This is a genomic window from Niveispirillum sp. FG156 (assembly GCF_057809555.1).
Genome location: NZ_JBMDKE010000060.1, coordinates 15121 through 27265 on the forward strand (window position 1 = coordinate 15121; position 12145 = coordinate 27265).

The 12145-nt window shown below is 62.5% G+C and carries 7 protein-coding genes and 1 pseudogene; all 8 read left to right on the plus strand.

Annotated elements, in window-relative coordinates; translation table 11 throughout:
• Positions 1-750 carry an ABC transporter ATP-binding protein gene (locus ACODSP_RS26600; RefSeq protein ID WP_488968535.1) on the plus strand — a complete coding sequence of 250 codons (750 nt, stop codon included), beginning with the start codon at positions 1-3 and terminating at the stop codon, positions 748-750.
• 103 nt (positions 751-853) lie between these two features.
• Entirely contained in the window at positions 854-3031 is a 2178-nt protein-coding gene (locus ACODSP_RS26605; RefSeq protein WP_488968536.1) for a glycosyltransferase, read from the plus strand.
• A complete protein-coding gene (locus ACODSP_RS26610) occupies positions 3031-4209 on the plus strand; it encodes a glycosyltransferase family 2 protein (RefSeq protein WP_488968537.1) in 1179 nt (392 codons plus the stop codon). Before ACODSP_RS26605 ends, ACODSP_RS26610 begins: the two co-directional genes overlap by 1 nt.
• Before the next feature lie 128 nt (positions 4210-4337).
• Positions 4338-6578 carry a peptidase domain-containing ABC transporter gene (locus tag ACODSP_RS26615; RefSeq protein WP_488968538.1) on the plus strand — a complete coding sequence of 747 codons (2241 nt, stop codon included), beginning with the start codon at positions 4338-4340 and terminating at the stop codon, positions 6576-6578.
• Positions 6544-7908, plus strand: coding sequence for an HlyD family type I secretion periplasmic adaptor subunit (locus ACODSP_RS26620; protein ID WP_488968539.1), 1365 nt, complete (start codon positions 6544-6546; stop codon positions 7906-7908). Before ACODSP_RS26615 ends, ACODSP_RS26620 begins: the two co-directional genes overlap by 35 nt.
• Before the next feature lie 102 nt (positions 7909-8010).
• Positions 8011-8955: pseudogene (cysD, locus tag ACODSP_RS26625) on the plus strand (sulfate adenylyltransferase subunit CysD); the annotation flags it as partial.
• Entirely contained in the window at positions 8955-10808 is a 1854-nt protein-coding gene (gene cysN / locus ACODSP_RS26630; RefSeq protein WP_488968540.1) for a sulfate adenylyltransferase subunit CysN, read from the plus strand. The pseudogene cysD and the gene cysN, both read left to right, overlap by 1 nt.
• 136 nt (positions 10809-10944) lie before the next feature.
• Complete coding sequence (locus tag ACODSP_RS26635; protein ID WP_488968541.1) at positions 10945-11928, plus strand: NAD-dependent epimerase/dehydratase family protein; 984 nt, start codon at positions 10945-10947, stop codon at positions 11926-11928.
• The last annotated feature ends 217 nt before the right edge of the window (positions 11929-12145 follow it).

Here is a 12145-nt window from a genome sequence, read left to right on the forward strand (position 1 = left end):
ATGAGTGTCGAAATCCGCCTTGAGGATGTCAGTGTCCGTTTCCAGATTTTCGGGCTGCATGGAAGGTCCCTGAAGAAGACCGCGCTCAACCTGTCGACGGGCGGGCGTATCGGGCGCGAGCCGGGGGCACGGGTGCATATCGATGCGCTGGCGGGGGTCAATCTGCACCTGCAGGAGGGCGACCGCGTGGCGCTTGTCGGGCATAATGGCGCCGGGAAAAGCACCTTGCTGCGCACCATGGCCGGCATCTACGAACCCACGGGGGGCCGGGTCCATGTCCGGGGCCGGGTCTCCCCCATGTTCGACCTGATGGTCGGCATCAATCCCGAGGCCACGGGGCGGGAGAATGTGCGGCTGCGCGGCCTGCTGCTGGGCATGAGCGCGGCGGAGGTCGATGCCTATGCGGGGGAAATCAGTGCCTTTTCGGGTCTGGGCAGCTATCTGGACCTGCCGGTGAAGATCTATTCCTCGGGCATGCTGCTGCGGCTGATGTTCGCGGTGACGACAGCCATTTCACCGCAGATCTTGCTGCTGGATGAATGGATAACGGCGGGGGACAGCGCCTTCATGGAGCGGGCCGAACAGCGGGTCAACAGCCTGATCGACCGTTCCGCCCTCATGGTGATCGCAACCCATAACCGCGTCCTGGTCGAGAGATTGTGCAACAAGGTGGCCGTGCTGGAGCAAGGCCGCGTCGTGGATTTCGGCCCCCTGACGCCCCACCTGCTGGACCGCGCCATGGCGGCATGAAAGCTGCCTGCATCAACGCAGATATGGGTATGGTTTGCCCATTGCGGCCATGGCCGTGTATAGGCACCTTCTCGGCAATCATCCGGACAGGGGCGTCGGAAAGATGCGGGTGATCGGCTATCTGGAAGCATACACCGACAATGTGCTTGTCGGATGGGCCTATAATTCTGCGGAGCCGAAGCGCCGCCTGTTGCTGGGCGTGGAAGTGAATGGGGAACCGGTGGCGGCTGGCATCGCCCACCTGGACAGGCAAGATGTAGCCCAGGGCGGACATGGGGATGGCCAGTGCGGTTTCCGCATCCTCGTATCCATCGATGCCGGTCAGCCCTTCCTGGTGCGTGAAGCGTCAAGCGGCACCATCCTGTTCACACAAGACGACCTGCCCGTACCGGACGAGACGTCGCTGGCCAGCGATGCCTCCCTGATCCGGGGCAATGTCGATACGGTGTTGGGTACCAACATCAAAGGCTGGTGCTGGCACCCGCATGCCGCCGACCGGGCCGTGCGGGTATACGCCCTGGTCGATGGCAGGGAAGTCTGCGCCACGGATGCGGACGAGATGCGCGGCGATCTGATCAATGCCGGTATCGGCAATGGTCGGCATGCCTTTTCTCTACCCATGCCCTTCTGGATGCTGGATGGCGTCACGCGTGAGGTGAGCGTGGTTGCGGAGGGTTATGGCCCTTTGCCGGGCAGTCCTGTGAGCTTCAGTGGCCTGACCGAGGGGGCGCGGCCCTTGCTGAGCCGGCTGTTGGCCATCCCGGATGGGGATAAGACGTCGCGGCAAGGGGTGGGGTTGCTGCTCGACTGCTATCTGCGCCATGTCGAAACACTGCTTCCCCGCTCCGTCGGGTTTGCCTATTACGCCGACTGGTACCGGGCGCAGGCGGGAGAGATTTCGCTGGCCGACTGGCCGGCGGAACTGCCGGAACGGGCACTGCGCCTCAAGGCGCCTGATGGCAGCTCTTATCTCCTGTGCGTCGATGAAGGCGTCGTCCCCTTCGCCAATGCTGCACAGCGGCTGCTATCCCTGGCCGTGGAGACGGGGGCGGACATCGTCTATGCCGACATGCAGGTGACGCGTGACGGCAAACCCTTCCCCTGGTTCCGTCCGGCATGGAGCCCCGATCTGGCACTGGCCCAGGATTATATGCGGGGTGTCACGCTGATCCGGGAAGAGGTTCTGGCCCGGCAAGGCCAACGGCGGACCCTGGCCGGCATGCGGTACGGGGCGATGCTGTCAATCGATCCGGCCCGTATCGTGCGATTGCCGGAAGTGCTGGGCAGCCTTGAGCGTCCACCGGCACAGGCCGTCAGTATGGATATCGCGCAATTGATCGCAACCTGCCTGTCCGGCAGGGCAGAGGTGGAAATCATCAATCCCGAACAGGGGCTGCGGCGTATCCGCTGGGGGCTGCCCGCCAATCCCCCCCGCATCAGCCTGATCATTCCCACCCGCGACCGGCTGAACCTGTTGCGCACAGCCGTGGACAGTATCCGGCAGCGTACCCGGTACCCGAACTATGAAATCCTGATCATCGACAATCAGAGCGAACAGCCGGAAACACTCACCTGGCTGGAAGCAGGGAAACATCAGGGGCATTTCCGCGTCCTTCCCTATGACGCCCCCTTCAATTACGCCGATATGAACAATCTGGCGGCAGCACAGGCCGAAGGAGACATTCTCGGCTTCATCAACAATGATGTGGAACTGATCACGCCGGACTGGTTGGAAACCGCCATCGGCTTGCTGGCGCGACCCGAGGTTGGGGCTGTCGGCACCCGTCTTCGCTTTGCCAATGACATGCTTCAGCATGGCGGTGTCGTCGTCGGAACGGGCGGTCTGGCGGAAAATGCCTTCCAGCATGTCGGCGTGGCGGATGAGGGATATTTCCACCGCACGCAGGTGGCCGGCAATTACAGTGCGGTGACGGCTGCTTGCCTGTTCATCCGCCGGGCCGATTTCCAGGCATTGGGCGGGTTTGACGCCGACAATCTGCCCGTCGCCTTCAATGATGTCGATCTCTGCCTGCGCCTGCGCGAGCAGGGGCGCATCATCGTATGGACCCCCCATATCGACCTGTACCATTATGAAAGCGTCAGCCGGGGCCGCGACGACACACCTGAAAAACGGGCCAGAGCCATGAAAGAGGAACTGTATATGCGCCGTCGCTGGTCCCACCTCGCCATGGCCGACCCATATTACAGCCCCAATCTGAACCTTGACGGTGTCCCCTTTACTGGTCTGGCCCTACCGCCCCGCCAGGCCTGGAGACGCTGATGCCTGTGCAAGGACATTTCGACTGTATCCGCGGCCGTGCCGTCTGCGGCTGGGCCTGGGACCCGTCAAAGCCGGACGAACGGATCACGGTTCGTGTTCTGTTCAATGGTGAACCCGTGGCCAGCGGCCCGGCTGCGACCCATCGTCCCGACCTGCAGGCCGCCGGAATCGGATCGGGTCAGCATGCCTTCTTCGTCTCCCTGCCCGACAGCCATCTGGATGGCCGTGAAGGGGAACTGACCGTACAGGGGGCCGACGGTGCGGCGCTGGCCGGCACGCCAACCCGTCTGACATTACCCAACCTGCGTTTCCGACCGCTGGAGCCGCTGGATACTCCCCCACCGATCACCCTGTCGGTCTGTGCGATCGTCAAGGATGAAGGGCCCTATCTGCTGGAATGGCTGGCGCATCACCGGCTTGTTGGGGTGCAGCATTTCGTTATCTTCGACAATGGCAGCACTGACGGCAGCGGGTCCTTGCTGGCCGGGCTGGCAAGGGCTGGCATTCTCGATTATGTGCCCTGGCCGAACATACCGGGCGTGGCTGCTCAGAGACCGGCCTATATTGCCGGGCTGGCACGTCTGGCGGAGCGCAGCCGTTGGGTTGCTTTCATTGATGCCGACGAATTCCTGAACCCGCTGCGGGGCGAGACGGTTCCAGACATCCTCAAGGATTACGAAACGGCTGCGGGGCTGATGGTGCCCTGGCGGCTATACGGGTCTAACGGTCATCAGGACCAGACGGACGATCTGGTGGTACGACGCTTCACCCGCCGCGCACGCCCGGAAGACCCCCGCAACAATCTAGTGAAAACCATCGTCCAGGCCCGCACCGTGCTTCGGCCTGACATCCATACGGCTCAGGTAAGCCAAGGTTGTCTCGTGGATGAATTCTGGCAGCTAGGCGGCTGCCAAGGCCACCCAGACAATCACGCGGTGCCGGCGGCCGAGCGCCTGGTTCTCAACCATTACTTCACCAAATCCAGGGCGGAATGGCAGCAGAAGCGCAACCGGGGCCAAGCGACGGAACAGGCCGGATCGGTGGCATGGCGGCGGCCCGATAATCATTTCACAACGCATGACGTCAATGATGTCGAAGATACTGGCCTTGCCAACCGCGCTACGGCGATCCGGCTGGAAATGGATCGGCTGCGGGCCTTGCTCAGAGAAAATGACTAGCCGCGCAAAGAGCCATCTTTGGACATAGGCCACCATCGCCGGACTTGACTTGCTCTTGCCGGAACGGCCAATTTCGCGCTGCACTCTAAACCGCTTGGCATGAGTTGCAGATTGTTAGAAGGGACAGCATGGTGCACGCAGAGGTGAATACGGAGGAGAATGCTGGACCTCCGTCACACACGATGCTGGAGGCACTGCGTTTCATCGCTCGCCACCATGGTCTGCACCTTTCACAGGAACAGCTGATCCGGCAGTTCGCCCGCAGCCAGGGCGAGGTATCGTCCGCCAGCATCGTGGCCGCTGCGGAGCAGAACGGCCTGAAAGCCCAAAGAACCCGCCTGCGCTTCGAACATCTGCTGCGCCTGGGCCGTGCCGTCCCTGCCTTGTTGCGCATGAAGGACGGCACGGCGCAGATCCTCGTCGGCACGCATGCGCAATCGTCGCCGCCTGTTGTCATGATCCGCAATCCGGCGGATGGCGCACAGCCGCAGCCCCATGATCTCGTCAGCCTTTCGGAAATCTGGGACGGCGAAGCGGTCCTGTTCAAACGCAAGCATGGATCGAGCCAGGCCGAGGAAGATTTCAGCCTCGGATGGCTGGTGCGGCAGTTGGTCAAGGACAAGCGCATCTTCCGGGATGTCGGTTTCTCGGCACTGGCCATGTCCTTCTTCGCCCTGGTGCCTCCTCTGCTGTATTTCCTGGTGGTCAACCGGGTGCTAGTGCATCAGCGCATGTCAACCCTGTTCGTGCTGACAATCGGGATCGGTTTCGTCGTGATCTTCGATACGATCTTCGGGTATCTGCGGCGCTGGCTTGTCGCGGAGGGGACGGCACGCACCGATGCACGGATCGGGACTTATATCTTCGACCGGCTGATCGGCCTTCCGATCGAAGTGTTCGAGCGGCAGCCCACGGGCATGATCAGCTTCAAAATTTCGGAAGCCAACCGCATCCGTAATTTCCTGACGGGTCAGGTCTTCTCCACTCTGCTGGATAGCACGGTACTGATCGTGCTGCTGCCCGTCATGTTCTACATGCACACGCCCCTGACCTTCTTCGTGCTGGGCTTGGCGCTGGTCATGTTCCTGGTGATCCTGCTGTTCATGCCGGCGGTCGGCAGGGCTTATGGCCGTGTGGTGCGCGCCGAACAGGCGAAGGGATCATTGTTGATCGAAACCATCCATGGGATGCGGACGATCAAGACGCTGGCCCTGGAGGGACGCCGCCGCCAGCAATGGGATGATGCTGCATCAGAAGCCGTGACAGCCCACCGGGACATGCAATTCCTGATGAATCTGCCACAGACCATCCTGCAGCCCATCGAAAAGCTGATCTATTCGGGTTCATTGCTGCTGGGTTGCTATCTGGCCCTGACCAGCAAGGAAGGGGCCGTAGCTGTCGGAGCCCTGATCGCCTTCACTATGCTGGCAGGCCGCGTGACCCAGCCTTTCGTTCAGATCGCAAGCCTTCTTCAGGGCGTTCAAGAGGTCCGGGGCGCGTTAAGCCAGGTGGCTTCGCTGGTCAATATTCCGGCGGAAGATACGCGGTCGACCCATGGAATGCGGCCCCGCTTTGCCGGCGCCATCCTTTTCGATGAGGTGCGCTTCCGCTATCCCGGTGCTCAAGCCTATGCCCTGGACCGTGTCAGCTTCGCATTGCCGGCGGGCAGCGTCACCGGCATCATGGGGCGCAGCGGGTCGGGCAAGACCACCGTCACCCGCATGCTGCAGGGCCTGCATCAGGATTATGACGGCCTGATCAAGATCGATGGCACCGACCTGCGCCAGATGGACCTGACACATCTGCGGGCCAATCTGGGGGTCGTGCTGCAGGATAATTTCCTGTTCACGGGTACCATCCGCGAAAATATCGGCATTGCCCGCCCCGATGCGACGTTTGAGGACATCATCCATGCCGCACGGATGGCCGGTGCGGAGGAGTTCATCGAGCGCCTGCCCGCCGGCTATGACACCGTCCTGTCGGAGGGTGCCACCAACCTGTCGGGTGGACAGCGCCAGCGGCTGGCCATCGCCCGTGCCCTGCTGGTTGATCCAACCATCCTGATCCTGGACGAAGCCACCAGCGCCCTTGACCCGGAAAGCGAAAGCATCGTCAACAACAACCTCCGCTACATTGCCGAAGGCAGGACGATGGTGGTGATTTCACACCGGCTTGCCTCGCTGGTCGATTGCGACCAGATCATCGTCATGGAGCGCGGTCAGGTCTACGATATCGGCACCCATGACGAGTTGGTCGTGCGTTGCCCGATCTACCGCCATCTCTGGTTCCAGCAGAACCGCCACCAGTCCCCGCCGCCCCCCGGAGCAACCAGCAATGAACGGTCGATCCCTGGTCCTGCGGCCGAGTAGCCGCTACGACAATGCCGACCAGTCGATCAATGATTTCCAGTCCCACATGGCGGAAATCACTGGCGCTCCGTATCCTCCGCGCGTCCGGATGACGGTGCATGCGCTGTTCGCCATGATCATCCTGGCGATTACGCTTTCCTGTGTCGTGGAGATCGACCGGGTCGTATCGGCCCCTGGCCGGCTGGTGTCGAGAACGCCGACCCTGCTGGTTCAGCCCCTGGAATCCTCGGTGCTGCGGGAAGTGCTGGTACGGCCCGGACAGACGGTCGCCAAGAATGATCTGCTGGTCATCCTGGACCCGACCATTTCAAGCGCCGACGTCTCTCAGCTCAGCTCTTCGCGTGAAGCCCTGAAGGCCCAGGTCGCCCGCCTGCAAGCCGAACAGACCGGCACGCCGCTTGCCGCACCAGCCAGGGATGACAAGGCCGGACAGACCGAATATGCCATCTGGAAGGCACGGCAGGCAGAGCGGGAATCCCGGATCGCCGTGTTCGATCAGCGCTTCCAGGCGGTCAATGGTCAGATCACCAGCGGCTTGCGCGATGCCGAGCATTACCGGTCACGCCTGAAGGTCAGCAGCGAAATTGAACAGATGCGCTCCGACCTGGCCCGCAAGGAAGTCGGCAGCCGGCTCAACGTCCTGATCGCACAGGACAGCAAGGCTGAGATTTCCCGCAACCTGTCCAACAGCGAGCAGCAGGTCATCACCTCGCGTCATGAGCTGCAGAGCATCACAGCCGAACGCGAAGCCTATATCCAGGAATGGCAATCGGCCCTGACCAAGGAACTGGCCACGAAACAGAACGAGTTGAACGGGATCGAGGAGGAATTGTCCAAGGCACAGTTCCGGCGCGATCTGGTGGAATTGCGGGCGGCGGCCGATGCCACGGTGGTCAGTGTCGCCGATGTGGGCGCCGGTTCCGTCGTGCCGTCGGGTGAGGTGCTGGTCAGCCTGATGCCGGCCAATGCCACATTGGAAGTGGAGGCGGAAGTTGCCGGCATGGACCAAGGCTTCGTGAAGGTCGGCGATGAGGTTCAGGTCAAGCTCAACGCCTATGAATTCACTCGCTTCGGCACAGTCAGGGCCGAAGTCAGGGCCATCAGTGAAAACAGCTTCACCACACGCGATGACGGCTCAACCTCGTCGGAACGGTTCTACCGGGTGCGGGCAGAGATCAAGTCCATCGACTTGAAGAATGTGGCAGGCGATGTCCGCCTCGTATCGGGCATGCCGCTGCAGGCGGATATCGTCGTCGGCAGCCGTCCCATCATCGCCAATCTAGCGGATAGGGTGCTGAGCAACACGATGGAAGGCCTGCGCGAGCCCTGAGGCCTGAAACAGGCGGCGGATTGCTGCGCTTGTCTGACCTGTGGGGGGACAGCACCTCCCACATCCGACCGTTGCTTCCTCGTATGGCCCTGAGAGGAATGACGGCGATGCTCCAAGGTCGCTTATGCCGGTGTCTGGAACAGAATGAGCAGCATGACCCATCTTGATCAGCTGGAAGCGGAGGGGATCCACATCATCCGGGAAGTGGTCGCCCAGTTCCGCAAACCGGTGATGCTCTATTCCATCGGCAAGGACAGCGCCGTGATGCTGCATCTGGCGCTGAAGGCCTTTTATCCAGGCCGCCTGCCCTTCCCCCTGCTGCATGTCGATACGGGCTGGAAGTTCCGGGAGATGATCATTTTCCGCGACAAGATCGCGGCTGACCTGGGGCTGGAACTGCTGGTCCATACCAATCCCGATGGCGTCGCCCAGGGGGTCGGTCCGATCAGCCATGGATCGGCTGTGCATACCGACATCATGAAAACACAAGGGCTGAAGCAGGCCCTGGATCATTTCGGTTTCGATGCGGCCTTTGGCGGCGCGCGGCGTGATGAGGAGCGCAGCCGTGCCAAGGAACGGGTGTTTTCATTCCGGGACCGAAATCATGGTTGGGACCCCCGCAATCAACGCCCGGAACTCTGGAATCTCTATAATGGGCGCATCGGCAAGGGCGAGAGCATCCGGGCCTTCCCCCTGTCCAACTGGACCGAGCAGGATGTCTGGGCCTATATCGCGCGTGAGGCCATCCCCATCGTGCCGCTCTATTTCGCCAAGCCGCGTCCCGTCGTGTGGCGGGACGGCACCTGGATCATGGTGGATGATCACCGCCTGCCCCTGCTGCCGGGGGAGGAGCCGGAAATGCGGAAGGTGCGGTTCCGGACCCTGGGCTGCTATCCGCTGACCGGCGCCATCGACAGCCAGGCCGACACGCTGGAGGCCATCATCGACGAGCTGGCGGGGTCCCGCCTGTCGGAACGCCAGGGCCGGCTGATCGATGCCGATGCCGGTGCCTCCATGGAGCAGAAGAAGCGGGAGGGCTATTTCTGATGGTATCCCTGCTGCGCTTCATCACCTGCGGGTCCGTCGATGACGGCAAGTCCACCCTGATCGGCCGGCTGCTGCATGATTGCGGCGCCGTGCCGGAGGATCAACTGGCCTCACTGGCGCGGGACAGCGAACGCCATGGCACGACAGGGCGGGGCAACCTGGATCTGGCGCTGCTGGTCGACGGGCTGTCGGCGGAGCGGGAACAGGGCATCACCATCGATGTCGCCTATCGCTATTTCGGCACGGCACGGCGGCGCTTCATCGTCGCCGACACGCCGGGACACGAACAATATACCCGCAACATGGCCACGGGCGCCTCGAACGCCGATCTGGCCGTGCTGCTGGTGGATGCGCGCAAGGGGCTGTTGACCCAGACCCGCCGGCACAGTTTCATCCTGTCGCTGATGGGCGTGCGCCAGGTGGTGCTGGCCGTGAACAAGATGGACGCCATCGCCTGGGACCAGGCCCGGTTCGACGCCATCGTGGCCGATTACCGCGCCTTTGCCGCCCCCCTGGGCTTCACGGACATCCAGCCGGTGCCGCTCTCGGCACTGACGGGGGACAATGTCACCCGGGCGTCGGCTCATACGCCCTGGTATACGGGGACCCCGCTGCTGGCTCTGCTGGAAGCGGCACCGGCAGCGTCCGACACGTCCGACGGGCCTTTCCGGTTTCCGGTACAATGGGTCGTGCGACCGGACGGAAATTTCCGGGGCCTGGCCGGAACCGTGGCGGCGGGCGCGATCCAGCCAGGCACTCCTGTGCGGGTCCTGCCATCGGGCCGCGACAGCACCATCGCCCGCATTGTCACCCAGGATGGGGACCGCGACCGGGCTGCCGCCGGTCAGGCCGTCACGCTTGTGCTGGCTGACGATGTCGATGTGACCCGCGGTGACCTGCTGGTGCCACCGGGGGCGGAGCCGGAAGTGACCGACCAGTTCACGGCCCATCTCATCTGGATGCATGACGAGCCGCTGCTGCCGGGCCGCGCCTACCTGATCCGGATGGGCACGGCCACGGCGACGGCACAGATCACCCAGATCAAGCATCGTGTGGATGTGAACAGCCTGGATCATCTGGCAGCATATGCGCTGGGTCTGAACGATGTCGGCCTGTGCAACCTGTCGCTCGACCGCCCCCTGCCCGCCGAACCCTATGCCGATGGCCGGGCCTGCGGCAGCTTCATCCTGATCGACCGTCACAGCAACGCCACGCTGGCCTGCGGCATGGTCCTGCACGGCCTTCGCCGGGCCGGCAATATCCAGCGCCAGCTTATGCGGGTGGGCAAGCCGGACCGGGTGGCCGCCAATAGGCACCGGCCTTGTGTCCTGTGGTTCACGGGCCTGTCGGGGGCCGGGAAATCCACCATCGCCGATCTGGTCGAACAAAGGCTGCATGCGGCAGGCTGCCGGACGATGAGCCTGGATGGCGACAATGTCCGCCATGGCCTGTGCCGCGATCTGGGTTTTACACCCGCCGACCGGGTGGAGAATATCCGGCGCGTCGCCCATGTCGCGCAACTGATGGCCGAGGCCGGCCTGATCGTGCTGGTCAGCCTGATCAGTCCCTTCCGTGCCGACCGGGAGATGGCGCGCTCCCTGTTGCCGCCCGGTGAGTTCCTGGAGATCTTTGTCGATACCCCGCTGAATATCTGCGAGGTGCGTGATGTGAAGGGGCTGTACCGCAAGGCGCGCTCCGGCGCCCTGCCCAACTTCACAGGTATCGGCAGCCCTTACGAGCCCCCGACGGAACCCGATCTGCACCTCGATACCGGCGCCGGCGATGCGGCCTCCCTGGCCAATGCGGTCATGCGTCATCTGGCCCAAACCGGCATCATTCAAACCCCGCCTTGATTGGGGCTTTGGCCTTGCCTATCAATATGATATCTGAAAGCTATCTGATATCATATTGACGCCTGCCCCCTTGCCATCCCCCGCCGGATCGCTCATAGCCTCCTTTCCAACGCACCCGGCGATGTAGGAACATGCCATGCCGATCCTGGTCACCGGCGCTGCCGGCTTCATCGGTTACCATACCTGCCGGGCGCTGCTGGACCGGGGGGAACAGGTGCTGGGGGTAGATAATTTCTCCCCCTATTACGATATCCACCTGAAACAGGCGCGGCTGGACCTTCTCACCCCCCATCCCGGCTTCCGCTTCCAGAACCTGGATATTGCCGACCGCGACGGCATGACGGCGCTGGTCGAGGCGCATCCGGACATTACCGGCATCATCCATCTGGCAGCCCAGGCCGGGGTGCGGCATTCGCTGATCGATCCTTACACCTATATCCAGACCAACCTGATGGGGCAGGTGGTGATGCTGGAGGCGGCGCGTCTGCTGCCGGGCCTCCGGCATTTCGTCTATGCCAGCTCATCCTCCGTCTATGGCGCCAATCAGGAGATCCCGTTCTCCATCGATCACCGCGTCGATCGGCCTGTCTCGCTCTATGCGGCCACCAAGCGTGCGGATGAACTGATCACCCGCACCTACAGCCATCTCTATGGGCTACCGGCCACGGGCCTGCGCTTCTTCACGGTCTATGGACCCTGGGGCCGGCCCGACATGGCCCCGATGCTGTTCGCCGAGGCCATTCTGGAAGGAAGGCCCATCCGCGTGTTCAACCATGGCGACATGGCCCGCGACTTCACCTTTGTCGATGACATCGTGGCGGGCGTGCTGGCCACCCTCGACCGTCCGGCCACGCCCGGTCAGGATGTGGTGCCGCACCGGGTCTATAATCTGGGCAATCACCGCCCCGAACCGCTGCTGCGCTTCATCGGCCTGATCGAACAGGCCCTGGGCCGCAAGGCAGAAATGGTGCTGGAACCGATCCAGCCGGGCGACGTCGCCGCGACCTGCGCTGATATCGACGCCAGCACCCAGGACCTTGGCTACCAGCCCCGCACCAGCCTGGATGACGGCATCCCCTGCTTCATCGACTGGTTCAAGGCCTATCGCAGGGTGGTTTAGAGGCTATCTGATATCATGATATCTATATGATATCTATTTGATTCTAAACTGATTTCCATACACTGGTTGGGAGCATTCCACCAGCCCGACGGGTATGGGCCTGAGAGGTGGGGTAAAGCTCAACCAGGGGAATCGCTTCAGGTTAACGGCCCTGAATTTCGGATGATATTTTCGAGATAATCTGGATCGAGGTTTGCGCGTTTTCTGCGGACCTTTA

Bases quoted from the DNA above. Each gene is read 5' to 3' on its own strand.
- ACODSP_RS26610 (WP_488968537.1), top strand. From the start codon at position 3,031: ATGCCTGTGCAAGGACATTTCGACTGTATCCGCGGCCGTGCCGTCTGC.
- cysN (WP_488968540.1), top strand. From the start codon at position 8,955: ATGGTATCCCTGCTGCGCTTCATCACCTGCGGGTCCGTCGATGACGGC.
- ACODSP_RS26605 (WP_488968536.1), top strand. From the start codon at position 854: ATGCGGGTGATCGGCTATCTGGAAGCATACACCGACAATGTGCTTGTC.
- ACODSP_RS26635 (WP_488968541.1), top strand. From the start codon at position 10,945: ATGCCGATCCTGGTCACCGGCGCTGCCGGCTTCATCGGTTACCATACC.
- ACODSP_RS26620 (WP_488968539.1), top strand. From the start codon at position 6,544: ATGAACGGTCGATCCCTGGTCCTGCGGCCGAGTAGCCGCTACGACAAT.
- ACODSP_RS26600 (WP_488968535.1), top strand. From the start codon at position 1: ATGAGTGTCGAAATCCGCCTTGAGGATGTCAGTGTCCGTTTCCAGATT.
- ACODSP_RS26615 (WP_488968538.1), top strand. From the start codon at position 4,338: ATGGTGCACGCAGAGGTGAATACGGAGGAGAATGCTGGACCTCCGTCA.